Here is a 25,755-nt window from a genome sequence, read left to right as displayed (position 1 = left end):
GGAGACGAGACCAGATCTACGGCGTCGTTCTTGCGGGAGCGCTGCTCTGTCTACCCTCCCCTTTCGTATGGCGGAACTTCTGAACTCGGAAACACCTCGAATCAAAAGCATTCAGTTTGGTTCTGAAATCTCCGCCGGGATGCTCAATGAGTTCCTTTGTGAAAATATCTTCCAATGACACCGGGTCCTCTAGTTGAGTGGCTTCTGTCGTGGTCAGAGTGATTGAGATTGGCGAATCAGCCGTATTGATGAGGATGATATATGTGTTGCCGTTAGAGTTCCTCAGCCATTTGGTCGGCTGCTCTGTGTCCATAAGATCCAATGGCACGCCTGGCTTGCCTGGTCCCAAGTCAGCAAGTGTCGCAACTAAATTCCATATTTCTGCCTTCACCCCGTCAGGCCGGTCTGCCCAGTTGACAAGGCCACCCAAAGCGAATGACATCGTTGCCCACGTCTTCGCTTTTGTGAAGCTGAACCCTTCATATTTTCTGTCGCCCGTCTCCAATGCGTACCCTGGCGACGCGCCTTCTCTGAGCGTGTCGGGCCCTCTTCCAACGAAGAAGTCAGGGTCTGTAATGAATAAATTGCCATTCATCCAGTACCTGTAGGCGACTCTCACATAGATATCTTTTGCGACACTCCAGTTTTCCGTGATGTCGGCCATGATCCTGGCGCCGTCACATATTCCGGAACACGGAGCGATGACTGTACTGCACCCCAGCAAGAATGCATCCGTTCCAATTGCCTGCCGGATCTGTTGCAAAAATTCTCGAATCACGCGCTCGGGAGCAAACTTTGAGTATGCATAGGGCCGGTCCGTGTAAGCGAGCGCCAGAAAATCAATCTTGAAAAATTTGTACCCTGACTGACGCAATTCATGGAAGCGCTGAATAACGTATCGGCTTACGTTCGGATCGCTCGGATCTACGCGGTAACGAATGACGTTATCGGGTACCTCCTCCTGCACGGTCATCTCGTAGGTATCTATGATGTCTTTGTTGGACCAGAATGGCGATATCCACACCCCGGGCTCCATCCCGGCACGGTTTACAACCGCGGCCCATCCGTTCTCGCCCTCCGGAAATTTCTTTCGATCAAACTCCCAGCTGCCGCGTTGCGGAAACCATCCATCGTCTAGCGTAAAGTATCGAAGCTTCCTCGGATATTCTTTGTTAAAAGTGTGCAGAGAACTCAATACCGGTGCCAGATCCTTCGAAGAGATTTCCCCTCGAAAGTAGTCCCAACTATTGAATCCAGAATTCATAACCGCCTCGGAAGAAGGTACGGTCGGCCTGTACATTCGACCGATTGCCTGCCACCCTTCCATGGCGCCAAATTCCGCACTCAACAGGATCGGATCGAAAGTAATGGTCTCGCCGGGATCGACGGGAAGAGATCTCCCCCGTAAGTTTACGAATGCAGTGAGCTCCTGGCCACGCTTGCTAATCATGGACGTCCATAATTGCGGGGGACGGTACGTAAACGTCCACGCAGAGCCGGATCTCTCTTTATCAGAATAGACCACGGCGTAGTAGTGACTTTCATGATCTCTTGCCCTGCCGACCTCGTATGTGGCGCTCTCCCACATGATGCGTAGATCTTCCGCGGCAGAGCCACGGAGGATTCCGTCACATTGGGTCACCAGAGGTTCAAAGGAATTTATGTGCACTTCAGACGACGTAGGATTTAGGGCTCGGAAAGACACCAGCACCCATTTGTCATTCACAATTGCGAATTCGGCGGTGACTTCTAGCAGATCGATGGTCTTATGGAATGTCGAGTTTTTCCTTTCAGAATTTAGCAAAATCGATTGGCCATTTAACCGGGATATAACATTTGTCAAACTGTGCGAGCGAGAAGAGACGCTCCAGTGCCCGCTGGCAGTTTGTACACTGAACTTTGTCGAAGGCTGTAAGGCGCCTTTATTGCGATCGGTTGCATCACGGGATTCTAAGTGCAGAATATTCAACGCATGTGATTCGGCAGTTGGACCAAGTGCAGCGGCAGCTCCGGTAGCGGCTGCCGCTTTGAGGAAGTCTCGGCGTTTCATGGGTCTCCAGAAGCTGCTTCGCGCTTACGTAAATGAATTATAACTTGGAAATAAGTTGTCTAATGAATCTTTGACGTGACTCGATGGGTGCCGTAGCAGGCGTCAATCTGTGGTTCGTAAAGCAGACGAAAGGCCGATCGCAAGTGGAATATTTGGTTCGATGGCTTGTCGCTTACGAGGGCATTGATTGGTATCGGGCTTCCAGACTTGACTTTACACCTATGAATTGCAGCACTTCTTCTGATCAGAAAAACTGATGTCTATCGGAAGTCGCCTCGATGTATGGAGCATGCTGCGCTTTCTGTCCACTGCATTCGCTTCCAATCTGATCATGAATACAATATATTGCGCCGATCCTTCAGTGCACGTCTTCAACGACCACATGTATGTCTATGCGTCACACGACCGCAGCGATGCATTGAGGTTCGACATGATCGATTACCACGTCTAGTCCAGCAATAATTTGCGGAATTGACAAGATCACGATATTGCTGAAGGCATGAAGCAATTCCTTGCAGGTAAAGGTAGCTAGCCTGCGCATCAATCGTCTGATTTCCGACGGCGGCTTGCCGCAAGATCAACGGCTAACGTGGACGACCAGAAATTCACATCAACCCCAAGACCAATTTGTGCCGCCAGTATCACTTGGTGCTGTCAGCCTTCTAAAAGCGGAGACCATTGCCAAAGATTAACGTCGGCCGTATGTTCTCTCGATAGCGTCACATGTGCATCCAAGAGAACTTACTGCGGAAATTAGAGCAATCGTTATCGCCTCGGAGCGGTTTGCTGCAATCGATTCTTCAACGGCGTTCTGAATTCTGATTGGGTTTCGCGAATACACTGCGGCTTAGGGGAGAATGCGAAGGTCTAGTCCAGCATCAACGAATTGATCATGTTCTCCTCGCACGCAATGAATTGCCAATACGTTATCTCCGTTCACATGGACGCTCTCCCGTGCTGCCGTTGAAAGGCCTCGATGCTCCCATGAGTCGCTGTCTCCCCCCTGTGCATAGGCCAGTACCCCATTGATATATATCTGTATATCGCCGTCGTGAAAGTCTTTTGCAACGAGATTGGTCAGCTGATCTGACGAGAGTGATCCGGGATTAAAGTGGCGGCGCATCCAGAGATCGTGAGTTGTCCAATACGAGCGATGGACGTCCTGAATGTTGCCAAAACCTCCCCTGCCTTCGTTCCATTCGAGGTCATCAAATTGGAGACTTGCCCAGTTTTCTGGAGGGTGAGTGCTCGTGAACTTCCATCGTTGACGTTTCTTTTCTGAGGTGGGTACGGCGACCCGGTAGCGGGGCATTAGGAGAGTCGAATAGTTCGCTTCATAGACCTTTTCGACAGGAACTTTGGGGTTTCGATCATATGTCAAAAGTCCGTTGATCTCCGTCATAACATCGGTCAACTGGGTATAGACTGTGGCGGAGAGCCCCTTTTCTACGTTAAGCTTGTTGGTCTTGTTGATATATTCCGCATACAGATAGAGCAGGTCGTTTCCTGTAGCTACATTGGTATATGTATCACCGCTGTTGTGCCACGCATGCCCCGGCACCTGATAGCCGATACCTCCATATTCACCATTGACTGATGCCTGATTCGGGGTCGGAGAGCGAATCCCGGGTTCGGGATATTGATGGAGATCGTTGAGGTCGCCGGATCCAGTGTAGTTACCACCGCTAGCTTCGTTCACAAGACGTGAAGCATCGAGCGTTTTGACAATGACTGCGAGCTGTGCTGTGTCGTGCTGCCCCTGGGCTTCATTGAATAGAGTCCAAGAGATAATGGATGGCGAGTTCCAATGCGTTTCCACCATGCGCTGCAATTCGGATTCGAACTCGGCTTTGTCGACGGGTGGAACTGCTTCCATGGGCCAAGGGTAGGAGTCGGCAGAAGGCATATCTTGCCAGACCAGCATTCCAAGTTTGTCTGTCCAATAATACCAACGGGCCGGTTCTACCTTGATGTGTTTCCGCACCATATTAAACCCCATGGCCTTCATGGCTTGGATATCGCTTTTCAGGGCGTCGTCGGTAGGCGCAGTGTAAATACCATCGGGCCAGAAGCCCTGATCTAAGATTCCCCTCTCAAAGACAAACTTGTTATTCAGCAGTATCCTATTGAAGTTGCCGATCTTGCCAATCTGGATCTTGCGCATTCCAAAGTAGCTGAAGACTCTGTCGGTTATTGCACCGCTTTCCTTGAGGGAAATCTCCAAATTGTAAAGAAATGGATCGTCGGGGGACCACAGTTTGAGGTCAGAGATAGGAATCTTCAGTTCGGTGTCGGCCTTCCCATCGAACTTCGTGACAACCCTTTCACCGTCTTTCACCTGGATACTAACTGTTGCTGGCTTAGCCAAATCTGTTGTCTCGACGGTCAAATGTAGCTCGCTACGGTCGATATCGGGCACTATTTTCAGATCATGAATCGAGTGACTTGCAACTGGTTCAAGCCATACGGTCTGCCATATTCCTGTTGTTGGGGTATACATGATTCCGCCAACATCGTCCGTCTGCTTACCGCGTGGCTGACCGCCTAACTCGGTAGGATCGTAGACGCGAACAATAATATCCTGTGGCCCGTTTTTGCGTAGGTACGGAGTGATGTTGTAATCAAAAGGATCGTATCCGCCCCGATGTATACCGAGACTCACGCCGTTGATATATACCTCAGACTCGTAGTCGACCGCACCGAAGTGCAGAATGATTTGACTGCCCGTCCAATCATTAGGCACTGTGAAAGTGCGGTGATACCACAGCCGGTCGAAGTGTAGCATCACACCGGACAACGCCGATTCCACGGGGTAGGGAACAATAATTTCACCGCCCAGCTTCTTTCCTAGTGGAACCGTATCCCCCTGTAGGCCACTTTGTAGCTCCCATATGCCATTCAGATTGAGCCAGTCTCGCCGCACCATCTGCGGCCGAGGATATTCCGGAAGCGGGTGCGCCGGAACTACATCCTTTGCCCACTTTGTCATTAGCGAGGCTTGCTGCGGGGTTTGTGCGGCGAGACAGGAGATCCTGAGGCAAATCGCCATGACACACAAAACAGCAAAGAAATCCTCGACGTACTTGATTTGTTTGGGTGGACGAAGCGCAGCGGCTGCTCCCGTAGTGGCTGCCGCTTTGAGGAAGTCTCGGCGTTTCATTGGTCTCCAGAAGCTGCTTTGCGTTTGTCCAAAAGTAGTATGAAATGGAAATAAGTTATCTAATGATTTATCGATTGCTAGTCGGGCCGTCGGGCATATGTCAATCTGTGGTTCGTAAGGCAGATGAAAAGGTCGTTCGATGAATGGAGAGTTGGTTCGATAGCTGTCGTTTATGAGGGGGATGTTCCTATCCGGGTTCCTAGAATCGACTTTAAACCTATGAATTGCAGGGCTTCGTGTGATTAGAAGGAATGGTATCGACCGGAATGTCGCCGCGATGTTTGGAAGCATGCTGTGCTTTCTGTCCAGTGCATTCGCTTCCAATCCGATCATCAATACGGCATATTCCGCAGATCCTTCAGCGCACGTCTTCAATGACCGCATGTACGTCTATGCGTCACATGACCGCAACGATGCACAGGAGTTCGACATGATTGATTATCACGTCTACTCCAGTAGCGACTTGCGGAACTGGCGAGATCACGGTATTGCATTCCGGCTTGCTGACAGCACCTGGGCAAAGTCCCATCTATGGGCTCCTGACTGTGCTTACAAGAATGGCAACTACTATCTGTACTATCCTGCCCAGGACGCCAGTGGTAGGCCTCTCATCGGTGTGGCCATAAGTCATTCACCTTCAGGACCGTTCGTCGATACGAAGGGCCCGATAGCACGGGTACACGGCATTGATCCTGCTCTGTTCGTTGACGACGACGGTACGCCGTATCTCATCTGGGCGGACGGTGGTGCAAAAATTGCTAGGCTGAAACCTTCCATGAAAGAGCTCGCCGAAAGTCCTCATATGATCGACGGTGCGACGGACTTTTTCGAGGGGCCGTGGATCTTTCACCGCAATGGTCATTACTATCTCACATATCCTGCGTTCAAGGCTGGCGGTGTCGGTCGTGGGGGACACGGCCAGAATTACGATTATGCAATCTCAGAACACCCCGAAGGGCCCTATGTCTATGAGGGACCATTTACACAGAGTGGCCCAGGCGGAGATAACATTCATGGCTCTCAGGTGGAGTGGAAAGGAAAGTGGTACTGCTTTTATCACGACTTCTCCACATCTGTTGGTCACGAAAATCAGGGCTATAAACGAGCGGTGAAAATGGATTTGATGGACTTCAGCCCCGATGGTCTGATCCGGCCACTTCAATGGACGACGTCCGGGCCCGTAATGCTCCATCCTATTGATGCTTATTCGCGAATTGAGGCTGAGACGATGAACCGGACGGACGTTCCGGAGGGAGATCACGCGATCACAACAAGCGGTGATAGCTCGGGTGTGGTGTATCTTGGACCAGCGCTGCCGGGCGCCTGGGTTGAATACTCAGGCGTGGACCTTCATAGCGGCGCGAACACCTTCTACATGCATCTTGCCTCCGCGACCGGAGGAGGAGTAGTGGACCTCTATTTGGATCGCATTGGCGGGCCGGTAGCTGCTTCTTGCACGGTGCGTTACACGGGAGGTTGGGATCGCTGGACTACCCAGAGTTGTGCGACTCACCTACCGGGAGGCGTGCACGATCTTTACCTTGTTTTCCGTGGTGAGGGGCAAAGTGGTCTCCTGAACCTTGACTGGTTTAGATTTTCCAACTGACGAGATCGCGATACGGTGCTCATTGCATCAGAGTGGTTGTATTAGACCATGCTCCATACAGATTCGCTTCACTCTTCAGAAGTTTTATTGGGAATTGTTTCCTTTATGGTTTCCATGTAAATTGAATTGCATATTCGAGGAGTCAAGCGTGGCCAAGATGAGATGTACATCTTTCAACATACTGCGGCTTTCCATTATTGCTGCCGCTAGCATTTGCGTTGGATTGTTTTTTTGCTTCCTCATTTCGGCAAGAGCATCGCAAGTGACAGTTAGCGTTGAATCGAAGACGGAACAACGCATCTCGGACATCCTGAAGCGCATGACTCTGCAGGAGAAAGTTCGTATGTGCTTTGGGGGCGAGCAGCCTGGAGTAGTTCAAATTACGGGAGTACCGCGTCTGGGGATACCTCCGATGATGGGCACAGACGGCCCGCGTGGCGTGGCATCGGCAGTCGGTGCGACAGCCTTTCCTGCGGGGATTGGATTGGCGTCCAGTTGGGACCCCGCACTTCTGCAGAGGGTTGGTGTCGCTGTGGGGCAGGAGACGCGCGCTGCCGGTAAATCCATCATTTTCTCTCCCGCTATTAACATTGAGCGCGACCCGCTTGGCGGCCGTTTTTTTGAGTACTACACGGAAGACCCGTTTCTGGATGCAAGCCTTGCTCCCGCTATCGTCAAGGGCATCCAAAGTCAAAAGGTTGCCGCTTGCGTCAAGCACTTCGCCTGCAATAACCGCGAATGGAACCGAGATTGGTACATGTCCAACGTAGACGAACGAACTCTGCGGGAGATCTATCTGCCTGGCTTCAAGGCGGCCGTCCAGCAGGGTGACGCGTGGGCAGTAATGACCGCTGCTAACGGTGTGAACGGCCATTTGGCAGCAACAAACAAATGGCTTCTCACTACGGTACTAAAGCAAGGATGGGGCTTTCAGGGGCTGGTGTTGACGGATTTCAATCAAGCGCGTTCTACACTGGAAGCAGCTCGGGCTGGCCTTGACGTAGGCATGCCCTGGGGAAGCTGGGACACCACTCCTTTTGGCAAACCCTTGATGGATGCGGTGCTCGCCGGGCAAGTCCCGGAATCCGTCGTGGACGATAAGGCGAGACGCGTCCTACGTGTAATGGCACATGTTGGACTGATCGACGGGTCCGCCGACAAGAACCCAGGATCTATCAATACGCCTGAACATCAAGCGGTTGCCTTAAACGCTGCGGAAGAAAGCCTGGTTCTGTTGAAGAACGACAGAGACGTTCTTCCAATCGACAAAGGCAGGACTAAGACCATCGTTGTGCTTGGGCCTAACGCCGACCGCCGATTCGCCAAACCAGGGTATGGCGGAAGTTCTGCAGTGAATTCCCCATCCGAAGTTACAGTCCTAGATGGCCTAAGAACGGAACTCGACGGTAAGGCGAAGGTGGACTATATCGACTTCGAAGAAGCTGGGCAATTTGAGGCGATCGGCCCCGAGTATTGGCAGCCCATTGATGGAAAACCCGGTATGAGGGCCGAATACTTCAACGATGGCGAAGCCAAGCCTGCCCTGGAGCGGATTGAGCCACAGATTAATTTCACCTGGGAGATGCGCTCGCCTGATCCCGCAAAGGTCCACTCCGACAACTTTCACGGTCAGTTTAACGGGAAGCTTGTCCCCAAGGTCAGCGGCTTCTACACATTCCGTCTGTCCGGCGAGGATACCAGCACTTTATCGATAGACCGCAATCCGATCATCGTAAATACCGGTATCGGGCAGTTGCAGACCGGAACAGCTATATTTCGCCTTGAAGCAGGTAAAGCGTACGACATACAGCTTGATTACCACGCCCTCAAAGGGGACGCTTCTCTTCACCTAGAATGGTCGCTTCCTCGCACGAAGGAACAAGAGGCTGAAGCATTTCGAGCAATCATACCGCGTCTACAGCAGGCGGACGCAGTGATCTTTGTAGGCGGGTGGGGAAGCGGTATGGATACCGAGGGTGCGGACAGAGAGAGTATGGATTTTCCTCCGGGCCAAGAACATCTGATCATGCAAGTTGCACCGTTGAATCCACGCACCGTTGTAGTTCTGCTGCACGGTTCGCCATTCAAAGTCGGAGGATGGATCGACGCGGTTCCGGCCGTCCTGGACGGGTTCTATCCCGGCGTGGAGGGTGGCACTGCGATTGCGAAAGCACTCTTCGGTGACACTGATCCATCAGGCAAACTAACCTTTACCTGGCCCAAGCGGCTAGAGGATTCGCCCTCCCACGCGATAGGAACTCAGGATCACGACAACGTAAATTACAACGAGGGTGTGTTCGTTGGATACCGCTATTTCGACACCAAAGGGATTGAGCCACAATTCCCCTTTGGTTATGGGCTGAGCTACGCAAAATTCCGTTATACCAATCTCCACAGCGCGACGAGAGCTGGAAGTGTTTCGATATCCGCTACGATTACGAACACATCGAGACGAAGTGGGACAGAGATTGTGGAGCTATACGTGAGCCCTCCACCCAGCCCTGTAGCTCGGCCCGTCCACGAGCTGAAGGGCTTTACCCGGACCTACTTGGAACCATCGCAGGCTTCAACAGTCCAACTAACTCTGGATCCCAATGCCTTCGCCTACTGGGATGAGGCGATACATGACTGGAATATAGTTCCTGGGAAGTACGACATCGGTTTGGGTGCCTCGTCCCGTGATATCCGCCTCAGATCCGAAGTAACAGTAACCCCCGCTCAAGCCATTGCGTGGAACAAGGTCATTGATCAGTCTCCCAATCGCGCTGCGTCGAATTCTGCGCATGTCCTCCATTAAAGGCGATAAGTGTTTCCCTCGCGCGATCCTCAGCGTTGCAATCAGCGGTAACGTTTAGACGATTGCACGGAACTAGGTTCCGAGGCGAATGTCTTGAGAACTTAGCCTTCAGGGATGCGAGTTTTGGCCTACAATCTCCCCGCTTGCTCCCAAGATCAAGTTTTGCTATGCGATACAGGCACGAGTCCCGCATCCCGGAGCCGGTCACGGCCGCCTAAAGACACCGCCGTCGTAAGAACGACTGTGAGGATCATGGGAACCAACAGCCATCACATTGGATTTTCCACAGATCGAGGCGCGCCAACTGAAGCGAATCGCCCCAACTGCGGGACCCAAGCTGATTGTGAAGTTTCGGTTTTGGTCACTGTCACGACCTTCGTTGGGTGGGCATTCTGAAAAGGAATAGTTTCTGTATGGCTTCAGGCAGTTCCGGAGCTCACGGAATCGGACACGATCTACACGCAAAAGGTAGTTGGGCCATCTGCCACAAATCCCTTATCGGAGAGTTGCTGTGGGCCTCTGGCGGCCGCTCCAATATGGAGTATTGTGCATTCCATTTAGGTATTTTGACACATCTGAAGATATGCCTTGACATTGTCACGGTCAAAAAAGTATAAACTCAGCGTTCTCAGTTGCAATACATACATTGTTCCGAAAGTATGAATGATTAGTCAAAACTCTCAGTCCAAATTGGAGGCATTATGACGTTAGCGGGTTTAGTGGACCTCTCGAGTAAGAAGAAGAAAAGTACGTTTGCCAGGTTTAGGGCTCGAGGGCTAAGTCGAGGACATAGACTTTTCGTCATCGTTGTGGCACTCGTCATGTCCTTTCATCTGTCTGGGCTCGCGAATGCCCAGGTCGCGGGTACAGGCACGATCGAGGGAACCGTTGCGGATACATCCGGTGCGGTTGTTCCGGGAGCGATGGTCACGGCTACCAGTTTGGCCACCGGACTCAAATCGTCGCAAGCGGCGTCTTCCTCGGGTTCTTATACACTCAGTGCGCTGCCCCCAGGCGATTACGACGTAGAGGTCCAGGCGAAAGGTTTTGAAACCTCGCGCCAGCATGTCACCCTGAACGCTTTCACTCAACTCGGAGTCAATGTCAACCTGAGGGCTGGAAGTTCGCAACAGATCGAGGTGACAGCGCAGGCTCCCGAGCTCGAGACGGAAAATGGCCAGGTATCGATCACCATTCCTAATTCCACCTATGAGGCCCTCCCGATACCGATGAATGGCGCGGCCAAGAGTGCCACTGGGTTCTTGAGCTTGGTGCCAGGAGTCACGAGCAACAACAATTTTGGAATTCCAGTTATTAACGGCGGGTTCATTGCATCGTCCTTGATCTACGTCAACGGAATGCCCTTGGCCTCTTCGGAATTGCAGGGGGGTGGGGAAAACCTCAACACGATCACCACTGAAGTCATCGACCAATTTCAGGTCATATCCAGCGGTGTGCCCGCCAACTATGACGGGCAGGGAATTGTCAACCTGTCTTACAAGTCTGGAACAAACAAATTTCACGGCACCTTATATGAAAATTTTAGAAATACAGCCCTTGATGCGCCAGGTTTCGGTAATACAAAGACACCCGTAGAACATCAGAATGAATTTGGAGTTATCGTGGGTGGTCCGATCCGGCACGATCGGGTCTTCTTCTTTGGTAGTTACGATAGATTTAAGATCACCCAGGGGTCGACTCCCGCCTTCGTGAGTATCCCGACTCTCGCGGAACGTAAAGGGGACTTTAGCGCATTTCCGGTTCAAATTTATGATCCATCTACGACGGTCATCGGTCCCGACGGAGTTCTGACCAGGCAACCGTTCTTGAACAATCAGGTGCCAGTCACTTCAAACGTCGCAGAAGTCTTGCAGTCCGAACTACCCCAGCCGACGAACGCGAATCTTCAAAACAATTATTTCAATACGTATGTAAACGGAAATCAACAAAACGTCTTTTTAGCGAAGATTGATGCGAGGCTTTGGAGCAAGGACCGAATCACAGGTGTGTTCCAAACCGGCAGACAGAGTCAATTGGCTGCAGCGTCTGTCCTTCCCGTGCCTTATTCCAGCGCGCGCACCGGCAATTCGACGTGGTATCTGGGTCAGGTCAACGAGACCCACACATTCACCCCGAACCTGCTGAATCTCTTCGGTGCTAATCTCGTCAGAAATGAATCTAATTATATAAACCCGAGTGTCGGCGGAGATTGGCCCAGCAAGGCGGGATTAACGGGTTTCCCGGTCGGTCAACTTGCGGTTATGTTTCCTCAGATTGGGTTTGGAGGAGTTGATTCTCCCTCAGCCTGGGATCAAGGCAACACCGGATTCAACGAAATTCCAACGTCAGAGACATTTCAGGATAATGTCGAATGGGTTCATGGCAAGCACAGCTTTACCTTCGGCGTTCAGGTTACATTGGAGCAAGAAGCCCTCAATATACCGGACCAATATAACGGAGGATTCTCTTTCAGTAATAGCGAAACAGCTGCGCTCGATGCGACGGGAACTCCGGAACCAAATACCGGTAGTGGGTACGCCAGTTACCTCATGGGTCTAGTTGATAGCTTGAGTTTCAACGATTATGCCGTGGCAGAAACCGGGGGCCGCTGGAGAAACTATGCTACATATGTGCAAGATGACTGGAAAGTAACCCCGAAACTGGTCGTCAACCTTGGGCTCCGCTACTCGATTCCAAAGCCGTTTGTTGAAGTGCACAATCGCACCTCTTGGCTCAATCCCAATATCGCTAATCCAGCGGCTGATGGCGCTCCGGGTGTGTTGCAGTTCGCCGGATCTGGGACCGATAGTTGCAACTGCCGGACCAATGTCAAGACGCATTATCTGACGTTTGGACCGCGCATCGGTTTCGCCTATAGCGCGGCCCCGAAGACCGTTATTCGTTCTGCCTTTTCCATCGTTCACTATAACGGCGGAGCCCTGGGTGGAAACGGGGAGCAGCAAGGAATCGGAAACCAGGGATACTCGACGGCTCCGGATTTCACAAGCCTCAATAGCGGGGTTAGTCCCGCATTCAACTGGGATAACGGCATTCCTCCGTATCAGCAGCCACCGTTTTTTAGTCCAACGCTCGCTACTGGCTTCACCACCACGGTCCCCCAGGGCGGTGGCATTTCGTATGATCGGCCCGCTACTGCCGGACGTTCTCCATACACTGAGGAGTGGAATTTTACGGTTGAACAAGAGTTCCCCTTCTCTCTCATCATGAACCTGACATACGCCGGCACCGCAAGCCACTTCAATGGTGTGAACGGAGGGGTAGGGATCTACTCCAATCAGATTGACCCCAAGTATGAAGCGCTCGGGCCATTATTGAATCAACAGGCAACTCCGACGACGATTGCAGAGGCGCAAGCGCAATTTCCCGAGATTAAGTTGCCTTTTGGCAACTTCTCGGGACAGATCGGACAGATGCTTCGGCCCTTTGCTCAGTACACCAGTACCGGTGGCACCTTCCAGGGTCCAGATCCTTGGGCGGACTTCGGTACATCAAGTTACAACGCACTTCAGGCGACTCTTGCTCGAAACATGAAGAATGGGCTTTACCTCCTTATCTCCTATACATGGAGCAAGACTATGGACGAAGGCGGCAGTACAGTCAACTTCGCCTCCCCCTCCACGCCGCGAACGGCCTACAATCTACGCCAGGAACGGGCTGTCTCTACGATCGATGTACCACAAGCTATCTCCTTGGCCGAGGTGTACAGCTTACCCTTTGGTAAAGGAACCAAATTTGCGTCCTCAAGCGCAATTGTCAACGCAATCGTTGGAAACTGGCAAATATCGGCAAATGAGACCTATACTTCCGGCACTCCGATGAACACCCTCTCAGGAAACTGCTTAGTTCCTTTCACCGGTGGTTGCTATCCTGACTACAACCCCTCATTCCAAGGCAATCCCCGCATCAATGGCAAGATTGGTAGTCATCTGGATCTCAGTACCCCGTACCTCAACGTCGCGGCGTTCGTAAACGCACCAAACTATACCTTCGGAAATGTTCCGCGTACGTTACCTTATGCCTCATTTCGGAATGAAGGATATAAAAATGAGAATCTGTCTCTATCAAAGACAATTCCTATTACATCGACAGTCAGTTTCCAATTCAAGGCGGATGCATTCAATCTGTTCAACCGGGTCCAATTGGGCGGGATGAATACGAGCATAACCAGTAGCGCCTTTGGAACCGTCAACGGACAGTCGAATGCGCCACGTCAACTACAACTCGAGGGGTACATTAGATTCTAGCTATAAGTATCGAGGAGCTGGTTAGATTGTCGACCAGCTCCCCCCCAAAACTTCAATGGCGTCTGGTTCGAACTATGCGAGCTATATGGCGCCAGTGCTAATTCTGTAGCTATCTCAAAGTCGATGTCGATGTCGAGAGAGAAAACGAGTCTGAATTCGCTCTGCAGTGACGCTCTGTCTCATTGACACCCAAGACGTATAACAGCACTATCGGGCCCACGGGGCGATGATAATTCCACTAAGAAACATAAATTGCGATCGAAGATCCGCTGTGCTCCGTGGAATAGAAACTATGCCCTCCACGCTGTAGGAGATCTATGAAGCCTTTACGTGTCTCCACGCAATGTTGGGGACGCCTGCTTTTTGCGATTGCGATCTTCGGAATCAAACCGGGATTCGCTCCAGCTCAGGTAAAGCTCGTGGTCTCGCCCGGCACCATCGGAGGTGGGTCGACCTCTCAAGTGTCGGAGGACACAACCGAGATTGATGCCAATGCCAACATTCTGATGGCCCCCATCGCAATGCAGGGACAAATCAATCCGCGAACTGATCGCGTACTATCTTTTTCCTATTTTTCCGCTCATTCTACCGATCACGTCCGGCTCGAATACAAGACAGCGGATGGAAAGATACGTACAGCACTCCTTTTGCCGGGACTCAGTCACAGCGAAGGGTTCACGGACTATGCGGAGGATCTATCCGATCTGGACGCTTGGAGTTCGGCGCGGAGTATTACTGCCCTCGGATTCGAGACCGTCGCCGGGAATGTCATCCGTATTCGAAATGTTGAAATTCGTCCAAGCACGGAAGCGGAACTTCGGGCGGCGAAGGAACGAGTCGAACTCGCGCATCGCGACGAGCAGCTCCGAACTGACCTAGACCTCTATCTCACCAAAACCTTCCCTGACAAGGTCGAAGACGTCTATTGCACAGCGAATACGCTGCATATCAGTGGAGAGCTCGCCGACGATCGCGATGTGTACCTCGCCGAGGTGCCAATGTACGAAAATCTGACGCAGCTAAAGAGTTTCGATTACACAACACCGTTGCATGCGGTGAACAACCATTTCGACATCTCTCTGACGCGCGTGCGCACCCTTCCGGATCATACCTATGACCGCATTCTTTCGAAGTGGGTAGTGATTCGGAGGCAGGGTGACACAATCACTTTGCTCTCGCATGCGCATTTCGCTGATGAGGTTGCATCGAAGTGGAGCTTCCCGGACGAAGTCCCCCGCTCCAAGAAGGGCCTGGGTGGTTTTACTGCGTCTGGACCACTTGACGACATCGAGAAGCTCGGAATAACGAGTGTTACGGTAAATCTATTCTTGGATTTCCTGCGCCCTGGTCCAGGGGCTGATCGTACGGAGTTTAGTTATGGCGGGCGTGTGTACTACGCCGATTCTGCGTCCATCGCGAACTACGATCGTACGCTCGAATACGCTGCCACACATAAGTTGATTGTTTCGGCGATTCTACTTGTGCCCAAGCATTCAGCTGCAGCCAACGGAACGCCCGCTGCACAACTCGCCTTTCCTTATGCCGATCCGGCAGGTATTTATGCGATGCCCAACGTGGGGTCCGCGGAGGGTCTACAGGTTTATGCCGCGATGTTGAACTTTCTCGCAGAGCGCTACAGCCGGCCGGACGAAAAGTTTGGACGTATCCATCACTGGATTGTCCACAACGAAGTGGACGCCGGTTGGGTATGGACCAACGCTGGAAATAAGTCGGAACTGACTTTTATGGATATGTACATCAAATCCATGCGAACCGTATTTCTGATCGCACGCCAATATAATCCGCACGCGCGCGTCTATATTTCACTTACACACTATTGGAATCAGACGGAGGACAAGCACTTCTATTTGCCACATCGAATGTTGGATGAGCTCGTAGATTTTTCCCACGCAGAGGGCGACTTCGATTGGTCGATCGCCTATCATCCCTATCCAGAATCATTATTCAAGCCGCGTACATGGGAAGATACGCGCGCTACCTTCGACATGAACACTCCCTTGATTACGTTCAAAAATATTGAAGTACTGGACGCCTGGACCATGCAGCCGCGGACTTTCTACCGAGGCCAGAAGCCGCGTTCAATCTTTTTGAGTGAGCAGGGGTTTAACTCAGAGGACTACAGCCAGAAGTCTTTGACGGACCAGGCCGCGGGCTTGGCGTACGCATGGAAGAAAATCGAGACGATGGATTCGATCGAGGCGATGCAATACCACAACTGGATAGATAACCGTGGCGAGGGTGGCCTGCGCATCGGACTGCGCAAGTTTCGGGACGAATCTGAGGATCCATTGGGCAAGAAGCCGATCTGGTATCTCTATCAGGGAGTTGGAACGCCTCAAGAGGACGCGGCCTGTGAGCCCTACCTCAAAGTTATCAATGTCCCGGACTGGGATGCGGTTCGCTTCAAGGGACAGATCGTCGGCGCTCCGCCTGAAAGTACACTTCGAAATATGAAGAGCGATCAATGGGCTGCAACCGACGCATTGGGCCGCGAGCTTCCCAGCAACGGCGAAACAGGAGGCCCTCGACCAGGACGTTTCGTAGGAATCTTCTATTTTTTGACTGCCGATCAGTCCGGTGTGCGCGGGCCCCGCGACGTCACCAAAAGTTTGCAGGAGGGGCAAGACACCTCGAAATGGACGAACGGAACCTACTATTGGGGCGAGCCGGAAGCTGGCTATTATCTCGCGACAGACGAGTGGGTGATCCGGCGGAATGCCCAATTGCTCGCAGATGCTGGCGTCGACGTAATCATCTTCGATGCAACGAACGATGTTACCTATCCCAAGACATACATGAAGATCCTTGGGGTCTACGAACGCATGCGAGCCGAGGGTGAGAAGACGCCTCAAATCGCGTTCCTTGCCAGCCAGCGCTCCGTTCGCGAGCTTTGGACAGACTTCTACTCAAAGGGTTTGTATCGGAACCTCTGGTTTAATTGGAAGGGTAAGCCTCTACTGTTGACCGGTCAACAACGTGGCATGGTACCTGTATCCCAGATGTCCGCAGAGTTTAGGAATTTCTTTACGCTTCGGGAGAGCTGGGCATGGGACTCTCTGCCCTGGTATCGCGATGGGCATGACCAGTGGCCATGGATCGCCCACACACCGCAGGCATATGGATGGCACGAAGGTCCGGATCGGCCAGAGGAGATGCCCGTAGCCGTCGCCGAGCATCCGCTTTCCGCCATTGGACGTAGCTTTCATAACGGCACCGAGCCTCCACTCGATAGCCACGATTTAACAGCTTCTACAAATCAAGGTCTTTACTTCCAGGAGCAGTGGGACCATGCGATTGCGGTGGATCCGGAGTTTGTCTTCGTAACAGGGTGGAACGAGTGGACCGCCGGCAGTATGACGATGGGCATCGATGTGGACAAGAGTCTTGCGGCCTGGGACTTTTACCCCGGCGCTAAGCTGGGCAGGGCCGGTCATCCGATCCTTCCAGGCGATGTTTACTTCATCGACCAATACAATCAGGAGTTCAGTCGCGATATTGAGCCGATGAAGGGCGGCCACTCCGATGATTACTATTACCAACTCGTCGCGAATATTCGACGGTATAAGGGAATTCATCATCCGGAACCGGCTAGCGTCGCGCAGACGATTGACTTGAACAATGGTTTCGAGCAGTGGGATACGGTGACGCCTGAATTTGAGGACCACGGATTTGATACCTTGCCAAGGGCCAGTGAAGGGAACTACGCGGCGGGGCCCTACAAGGACAACAGCGGGCGCAATGACTTTCTTTCGATGAAGGTCGCTCGTGATCAGCGGTTCGTTTACTTTTACGCAAAAACTCATGAGCCAATCACGAACTCTAGGGGCTCACATTGGATGCTGCTGTTTATAAATACACACCAAGCCGGCGTCGGAAATTGGCAGGGCTATGACCTGGTTGTGAATGCCAAGGTGATTAACCACGGAAAGACGACGGTCATGCAGGTTTCGGGGCACGATCTTTCGGTGCCGGTAACGGTGCCTATGCGAGTGGATGGCAACCAACTCATGATCGCCATTCCGCGGGCAGTGCTTAAGCAGCCCGCTGGTCGTATCTCTCTCGACTTCCATTGGGCCGACAATATCGCTCAATATGGCGATATCACAGAATTCCTGATGCATGGCGATAATGCTCCTGATCGCCGAGCACGATATCGGTACGAAGTGACGGATGAACCAAACTTCAGGTGACAGACGCCGAGCTTCAACGGGAGCAGCTAAATCACTGTCGCTTATGATGCGACCTGCCTTGGGAGGGGGACAGTATGATCCGATTTTTCGCAATGACCGCATTGAGCCTGTTTGTCGGCGCGGCACCGCAGGCTCTCAAGCCAGTCTCTCAGCCGCCCGCTCCATACGATATTGTGCTTTCGGCAGCTCGCGACGCTAATGCGCCGAGTGGCATTCCCGTGCGGAAGTTATTTGACGATGTCGTACGTGATCCGAACATAACGCAGGGCCCTGACGGGATGTTCTATATGGTGGCTACCACCAACCCAGCACTTGGTTACACGCATCTCTTTCCCGACTTGCAGAGACAGGATGCGGCTATGTGGCGCATCACGGACGGCATCCGAATGTGGCGCTCGGCGGACCTTGTCCATTGGAGCGCGCTCGGTCTTGTGTGGTCTTTGGATAAGGACGCAACCTGGGCGCACTGGTATAGCGGGGCCAATCCAGGCGTAACTGTGTGGGCACCTGAGATTCACTATCTGAAGGGTACGTGGTGGATTCCGTACTGTGCAACGCCGGAAGGCCACTTGAATGACCTGCTACCTAAGGGCCTGGGCCTGCTCAAGAGCATCTCCGGAAATCCAGAAGGTCCTTACCGGGACGTCAAGACGGATGCACCTCTAGGCTTGGGTCTTGACGCCACGCTCTTTCAAGACGATGACGGCGTTGTCTATTACCTCTACGCGGGATACAACATCGCCAGGATGAAGGATGACATGAGCGGCTTTGCTGAGATTCCTCGCGAAGTAGACGTGCAGCCGAAAAAGGAATGGGGCGAAGGCGTCTTCTTGTTAAAGGTCGGCGACAAATACATTCTCACCAATTCAGGTATTTCCGTCTCGTTAGCCGGCGAGCAGGCTGTGACTACTTACGATTCCTACGCGGTCACGTCTTCCAAGTCGATTTATGGGCCGTATACAGGGCGGTATCGCGCTTTACCGCATGCCGGTCACAACAACTACTTCAAGGATCAGACCGGCCAGTGGTGGTCGAGCTATTTCGGTTCCGGAGACTATTACGCACCATGGATAGGGCGCCCTGGGATAATCCCAGTAGATATTACCCGGTCCGGAAAAATATCAGCCCAGAGAACGACAGCATTGGCTGACTGGCACTATACCTTCCAGAGTCCTGCGCATGATTGGAGCGCTAGACGATTCGATGACCAAACTTGGCAGGTGGGGCCGGCAGGTTTTGGAGAACGGGCAATCATGAACGCAGGCCCGGTCTCCCACGTGAACACGGACTGGACCTCCGGTGACATATGGCTCCGCCGTAAGTTTTATTTGAAAACACCTCTGCCTCATAGCGCAGCACTCTACCTAAGGTATAGCGGCGATATCGAGGTTTTCGTGAATGGCAAGCTCGCTGCAAAGCTTACAGGTCGAGCTGCCGATTATATCGTTCAATCAATCGACACTTCACTACTCGATTCAGGACCGAACACTCTCGCTGTTCACGAAGCGTCGCCGACTCCTTTGCCGACACCGGTATACGCCAATCCAGAGGAGAAAGCCCGCTTTTATAGAGAGGAATTCTCCGCTCATCGCTATTTGGATGTCGGACTGGTAGAGAAGCGGCAGCCATGATGATGGTAGACGCGCCAGCCATAAGACAGACGTACCCGATCTGGCTCAGGACACATTGACAGCCCCAAAACCTTCTTTTAGGCTCTATTTCAATATGAAAGATGTTTCAATCGATACGTCACCACGTGCGAGCGGTGCTGATCGGGACGAGTCAATAACATGGTTCCTTACAACATGACGAAGTACGTCCGGGACCATAGTCGGTTCGCCCGACACCCTACTATCGCCTTCGTCTTTATTCTGAGCGGGGTGACACCCGGTTTCGTCAGGGCGGCCGCACCCAACACATTCGACATACACACAACTCATCTGCTCTGTGATTATTTGCCTGAGCCGTTAGGATTAGATGATCTCCATCCCCGGCTATCTTGGCAGATGGAGTCGGCACGGCCGGGTGCAAAACAAACCGCCTATCAGATTATGGTCGCCAGCACTCCCGAATTGCTGCGGCAAAATCATCCTGATATGTGGGACAGCGGTCGTGTCACCTCGAGTATCTCTGTTGATCTGCCCTATGCGGGTGTTCCGCTATTGCCCCGCACTCGCTATTTTTGGCAGGTGAGAGTATGGGACGAGAACGGCAAACGAGTTGCGCCAAGCCAACCCAGTTGGTGGGAGACTGGGCTACTTCAACCCTCAAATTGGAAGGCTCAGTGGATCTCGAGCGACACAGCGGAGGCCCGAGATGACCGAGAGTCCGCTCCCAAATGGATATGGACCGCGGACCCCGGTATAGAAACGAATTCGAAGCCCTCGAAACATCGGTTCCGCCTGGAATTCGATCTGCCTCAGCGTCCCGTTGAGGCCACACTTCTGATCACCGCCAAGGATAATGTCTCTGCAGCCATTAATGCCAGGCAGGTTATCGAGGCGCCCCCCCCTCCATCGTGGGGTCCGGACTATCCATGGGGAACGTTTCAAAAGGTGAACGTCACGTCCGATCTGCGCGAAGGAAAGAACGTTGTCACCGCAGAAGCGGATCTATTCAGCCCGAGCCCCGCAGGGCTGATCGCTCTGTTGCGCCTGAGGATGCCGGACGGCCAAGTTGTGCGGTATGTCAGCGATTCATCGTGGAAATCCGAAGAGTCGGCAGAAGGGAACTGGCAGGCAATTGATTACAGCGACTCGAACTGGAAATCCGCCACAGTAGTAGGGAAGGTCGGCGATGATCCCTTCGGAACGCCTTGGGGTCCGGAACCAGCAAACCTTTTTCGCCGCAGTGTCCGGATAGATAAAGTCGTGAAATCAGCACGTTTGTATGTCACTTCCCTGGGCTCCTATCAAATGCGGATCAATGGAAACCGCGTTGGTAAACACATACTCGCACCGGGTTGGACAGACTACAAGTCAGTAGTCTATTACCAAACTTATGATGTAACTTCTATGCTTCACTTTGGGGAAAACGTAATCGGCGCTCTCCTGGCAGACGGCTGGTATGGCAGCGGACTTGTCTCCTTTCAGCAGCGGTACAACTTCGGGTCTCCACCTCTCCGCTTCCTGGCGCAAATCGAAATTAGCTTCATGGACGGGACGCACCAGACGCTCGTCAGCGATTCGAGCTGGCGGACGGCTCCATCCGCAATCCTATCGTCCGAAATCTATAACGGTGAAAATTTCGACGCTCGGGACGAGCAGCTCGGCTGGGACAAGCCCGGATTCCATCCTGTCAGTACCTGGCGCGAGGCGATAGTCAGCGATGCTCCGCGCGCTCGCATTGCTGCGCAGAACTTCCAGCCTATTGAGATCGAAGAGCAGCTTTACGCGAAGGCCATCACCAATCCGTCTCCCGGCGTCTACATCTTTGATATGGGCCAGAATATGGTTGGCACAGAACGTCTTCGCGTTCATGGCGCGAAAGGGACTCGCGTTCGCATGCGGTTCGGTGAGGTCTTGCAACCGGATGGTCTTCTTTATCGGGAGAACATGCGGACTGCTGCGGAGGAAGATACCTACACCCTGCGCGGCGGAGGAGAAGAGATCTTCGTCCCGCACTTCACCTACCATGGCTATCGCTATGTTGAAGTGACCGGCTATCCCGGCAAGCCCTCGCAGAACACGGTCTCAGGCTTGGTGTTCCACACCGACGCTCCGTTCACCATCGAGTTCGATTCCGGCAGCTCTATGGTCAACAAGCTTTGGAACAACATTCTATGGGGACAGCGGGGTAACTTCATGAGCATCCCAACCGACTGTCCGCAACGCGACGAGCGGCTGGGCTGGATGGGGGATGCCCAGGTCTTCTGGAGAACGGCCTCTTACGATATGAACCTTGCCGCATTCTCCGAGAAGTTTGCCTATGATATGCGCATCGCCCAATCGCCCTCCGGAAACTATTCCGACATCACACCGCGCGTAGGCGTCGTAGTCGGTGACGGTTCGCCTGGCTGGGCCGATGCCGGTGTCATCATCCCGTATGTCGCCTCGCACCAGTTCGGAGATACACGCATCATTGAGCAGTCCTGGGATTCTATGGATCGATATCTCAATGCTCTCCTCAAACAGAACCCGGATTTCATTAATCATCGTGTCGCGTACGGTGACTGGCTCGCGATTGGGAGCAAAACACCTCAGGATCTTATTGGCACGGCCTACTGGGCTTTTGATGTTCAACTTATGGCGCGCATGGCGAGAGTGCTCAATCGTCCCAACGATGCTGCCCGTTATGACAAACTCTTCGAGTCCATAAAGGCCGCATTCCAACAGCAATTCGTCCATGCCGACGGTTCCGTTGGAAGCGATAGCCAGACCAGCTTTGTCCTTGCACTCTACATGGATCTTGTTCCAAAAGACCTGCAACAGGCGGCCGCCGCGAAACTCGTTGCTGATATTCATACGCACGGGCATCTCACCACCGGCTTCCTCGGGACGCCCTACATCATGAATGTACTCAGCAACACAGGCCACAGCGATATCGCCTATAAGCTCTTGCTAACTAACACCTTTCCCTCTTGGGGCTATATGGTCGATCACGGTGCCACGACCATGTGGGAGCGCTGGAACGGCAACCAGATGCTCGACGATCCGGGCATGAACTCCTTCAATCACTACGCCTACGGATCAGTCGCAGAATGGCTTTACCGTTACGTGGCCGGCATCGATCTGGGCCCAGAAGACAAAGCCTTCCATCACTTCTATCTCCACCCGCAGTTCGATGCAACCCTTGGTCACGCCAGAGCCACCTACGAATCGATGTATGGAACTATCGTGTCGAAGTGGAGCTTTGCAAATGGCGAAATCGAGTGGACGGCTACAATTCCGGCCAACACAACCGCAACCATTACCATTCCAGTGCCGTCGGGTATTCGCCTTTTGCTCAATGGAAGCACTATCGACCGCGCAACGGAACTTGCCTTGACCTCGGCGGACAAGGACACGCAGGTATTTGAAGCTGGGCCGGGAACCTACCGCTTTACGATTCCGGCCGGTTCCTCGGAAGTCAGCACGGGGCGCCCGCACTAGGAGGAACGTTGGAAAGAATTTGCTTCATCCTTAAGCTCCGTCCAGAACGCGTCGAAGAGTATGTCGAGCGACATCGCGATGTTTGGCCGGAGATGCAGAATGCGCTGCGTGACACCGGCTGGGGGAATTATTCACTCTTTCTTGCGCCAGGTGGCCTTGTCGTCGGCTATTTAGAAACAGTCGATTTCGATAAAGCACTCCAAAAAATGAAGGCCCTCGAGGTCAATGAGCGGTGGCAAGCCGAGATGGTTCCTTTCTTCGAATCTTCTGGTGAGAATGCCGACGACGTCATGCGCCCCCTCCAAGAGATTTTCCATCTAGATTGAAGGTCTTTTCTAACAACACCATAAACAATTGTTTTGTAGTCATTCTGAGCTGACGAAGCCTCATTCTGCCGACAGAGAAGTGGCAGCAGATCCATCTCCACCCGAACTTGCTGAATACAAGACTAGTGAAAGTCGAAGTCATTTAGCTGGTCCGTTGGCGGCCTAAGCAACTGAGCGGCTTCGGGAGACTGACGGGCTAGCTTTAGGAAGTGAGCCGAGCATTCTGGTTCGGAAATAGCTTACTTCAATCGAGCGGAAAAGCGTTCTACAGATTTCCAGCCCCCGACCATCACGTACCACGTGAAACTGTTTGCGGTAACTCCGTCCAGCGCCGCTTGAGAACTCAGATGAAAGCTTCGATTTCTCCACATAAAGTCACTATTGAATCCTCCACTTACGTTTGCCTCGGGAAAGTTGCTTGTGGGCATCGCAACTGCAAGGCCCTCTTTGCGCAGGTCATCGAGATACCACCCGCCTGCCATATACGAGGTCTGTGTTTGCGAACATGGGCAATTGGAGGGGCTTACAGCTCGTACGGTAAACTGCCACGGAGTGTACGCAGCAAAATCAAAGGTAAAGGAGCCGATTTTCTCGTCAGCAATATGTACCAGGCGCTGATTCAGTTTCAAATAATATTTGGGTGCGCCCGTGGGATTTGCTACCCATTCGGCGCGCGTCTCCAGCATGTAAGGAGATGAATAACTGAGCGGAACCATATCGTTCACGCGGCCGCCCCAGACAGCTATCAGCGCCTTTGAATAAAAGCCATTGTTGTGATTGAAATCGAGCAGGGTAGTGAATATATCTACTGATGCGTCACCCTTGCATGCAATTCCTGTCACCGTCGAGTTGGCACTTCCATCGCCTGCCTGTGTAGGGTTGTAATCGCCATCCCAAGCACCGTTCTCCATGCGGTTGTGGAAAGCCATCTGCAGCAGGCCACCTCCGTTGTACCCCCATATATGCTCTATGCCACGGTACCGGAGAGAGACGAGCGCACCCCCCTGTGTGGTATCGAAGAGCGCCGTCTGTTCGTCGGCGGGATCACGCAAGATCACGGCATGATCGGTCTGGTTAGGCTGTGGCTTGAAGTCGGTCGTTTGACAGGAGATTGTTATGGGCCTCTTCTGTACTGGAAATGCAGGAAGTTCTGCCTCGACCGGGGCGATGGTCTTGTCTGCCGGGGTTTGCTGTTGTGCGAACTTCTTCGTCTGCTGCCATGGTCCAACGCATACATACCAGGAGAACCGGTGTGCGCTAACCCGATCTAATGAGTGTTCAAGCACGGCAGCAAAGGTCCTTCGTGGAGCGGCCCAAACCGCGTTATACAGAAGAACTACGTACTCCGCATTCGGGCGCAGATAAGCCCGACTCGTGTGCCAGCCTGCTGTAGGAACAACGAGTCCGACACCATTCGTATGTTCCACGTCCGTGTAACGACCGATCGCCATCGCATTGGTGGCAGCGCCGGAACATGGCGCCTGTTCTGTGCAGTCTTCGGGAAAGCTGGTTGCGTGTTCAAAATTCCACGGTGCCGCTACGTTCAGATACCACTCCAGCGGGCCCGATGCTACGTCAGAGGCATTCACGACGTCCTGCGCGAGCTTGAGATAGAACTTCGGTCCTTGTCCAGGATTTGGTATCCAACTAGCCCTTGTTTCGATCGAGTACGGCGTCGAGTAGCCGGCCGGAAAGTTAGAACTGATCTCTCCATTCTGAACTCCTAACAATGGCCTCCCTTGGAAAGAGTTGTCAGAACCCCGGTCCTGCAATACCGCAAAGGCACGCATAGAATGTGGACCGTCACAAGATACCCCTGTTGTAACTGCAGGTATACCCATGCTGGACCCGCCTTGATCAGGGCTGTATGCTGCCCAGTACTTGCTCGTGTGCCTTAGCTCAGGGTCTGAGTTTCGCCTAGACGAGAAGAGCGACACACTCGCTCCAGCCGTTTGGCCAAAGAGCATTTCATGACCGAGGTAACGCAAGGAAATTAGACTAGCCCCATGAGTGAGATCGAAGCGGGCCTCCTGCTCGCCGGAGGGATCGCGCAGCACAACTACCTGAACCTGGCCGAGTGTCTGCGGAAATTGCCATGCGACGACCGCTTTCACAGGGAAGTCTTCAACAAGGCACGTTACGTTCGGGATCGATTGCGCGGCAATTGGTAGCGTGAGAATAGCTGACGCACATGCTGCTAACATTTTCATTGGAGCGCTCCTGAATGTGCATAATATGGTCGCCGCGCAG

11 protein-coding genes are annotated in these 25,755 nt (G+C 52.8%); 8 read left to right on the top strand and 3 right to left on the bottom strand.

Going from position 1 to position 25,755, the window contains the following annotated elements; genetic code table 11:
• Positions 1-16: 16 nt before the first annotated feature.
• On the bottom strand, positions 17-2,050 hold the full coding sequence (locus GSQ80_RS14640; RefSeq protein ID WP_158788736.1) for a twin-arginine translocation signal domain-containing protein: 2,034 nt from the start codon (positions 2,048-2,050) through the stop codon (positions 17-19).
• 256 nt (positions 2,051-2,306) lie between these two features.
• Between GSQ80_RS14640 and GSQ80_RS14635 the strand changes: the two genes are divergently transcribed.
• The gene (locus tag GSQ80_RS14635) at positions 2,307-2,501 is read left to right on the top strand and encodes a hypothetical protein (protein ID WP_158788307.1); all 195 of its coding nucleotides are present in this window, start codon (positions 2,307-2,309) and stop codon (positions 2,499-2,501) included.
• Between the two features lie 396 nt (positions 2,502-2,897).
• Here the strand turns inward: GSQ80_RS14635 and GSQ80_RS14630 are convergent, their stop codons facing one another.
• Positions 2,898-5,210, bottom strand: a complete 2,313-nt coding sequence (locus GSQ80_RS14630; RefSeq protein ID WP_158788306.1) for a glycoside hydrolase family 2 protein — start codon at positions 5,208-5,210, stop codon at positions 2,898-2,900.
• Positions 5,211-5,487: 277 nt separating this feature from the next.
• Between GSQ80_RS14630 and GSQ80_RS14625 the strand changes: the two genes are divergently transcribed.
• The 7 genes from GSQ80_RS14625 to GSQ80_RS14595 all read left to right on the top strand — a co-directional run bounded on the left by GSQ80_RS14625 (position 5,488) and on the right by GSQ80_RS14595 (position 23,505).
• Complete coding sequence (locus GSQ80_RS14625) at positions 5,488-6,816, top strand: family 43 glycosylhydrolase (protein ID WP_158788305.1); 1,329 nt, start codon at positions 5,488-5,490, stop codon at positions 6,814-6,816.
• Between the two features lie 262 nt (positions 6,817-7,078).
• Positions 7,079-9,613 (top strand): glycoside hydrolase family 3 C-terminal domain-containing protein, encoded by a 2,535-nt coding sequence (locus GSQ80_RS14620; protein WP_158788304.1) that lies wholly within the window; start codon positions 7,079-7,081, stop codon positions 9,611-9,613.
• Between the two features lie 821 nt (positions 9,614-10,434).
• A complete protein-coding gene (locus tag GSQ80_RS14615) occupies positions 10,435-13,878 on the top strand; it encodes a TonB-dependent receptor (protein ID WP_158788303.1) in 3,444 nt (1,147 codons plus the stop codon).
• Positions 13,879-14,195: 317 nt separating this feature from the next.
• The gene (locus GSQ80_RS14610) at positions 14,196-18,089 is read left to right on the top strand and encodes a DUF5722 domain-containing protein (RefSeq protein ID WP_158788302.1); all 3,894 of its coding nucleotides are present in this window, start codon (positions 14,196-14,198) and stop codon (positions 18,087-18,089) included.
• A 74-nt stretch (positions 18,090-18,163) separates the two neighbouring features.
• Entirely contained in the window at positions 18,164-19,720 is a 1,557-nt protein-coding gene (locus GSQ80_RS14605) for a family 43 glycosylhydrolase (RefSeq protein WP_158788301.1), read from the top strand.
• Between the two features lie 159 nt (positions 19,721-19,879).
• Complete coding sequence (locus GSQ80_RS14600) at positions 19,880-23,179, top strand: family 78 glycoside hydrolase catalytic domain (protein ID WP_158788300.1); 3,300 nt, start codon at positions 19,880-19,882, stop codon at positions 23,177-23,179.
• 8 nt (positions 23,180-23,187) lie between these two features.
• Complete coding sequence (locus tag GSQ80_RS14595) at positions 23,188-23,505, top strand: L-rhamnose mutarotase (protein ID WP_158788299.1); 318 nt, start codon at positions 23,188-23,190, stop codon at positions 23,503-23,505.
• A 239-nt stretch (positions 23,506-23,744) separates the two neighbouring features.
• On the opposite strand, the gene GSQ80_RS14590 is transcribed toward GSQ80_RS14595, so the two are convergent.
• The gene (locus GSQ80_RS14590; RefSeq protein WP_158788298.1) at positions 23,745-25,715 is read right to left on the bottom strand and encodes a hypothetical protein; all 1,971 of its coding nucleotides are present in this window, start codon (positions 25,713-25,715) and stop codon (positions 23,745-23,747) included.
• Positions 25,716-25,755: the final 40 nt, after the last annotated feature.

This window comes from Granulicella sp. L46, assembly GCF_009765785.1.
Classification (GTDB): domain Bacteria; phylum Acidobacteriota; class Terriglobia; order Terriglobales; family Acidobacteriaceae; genus Granulicella.
This window is presented reverse-complemented; position numbering and strand designations above follow the sequence as displayed.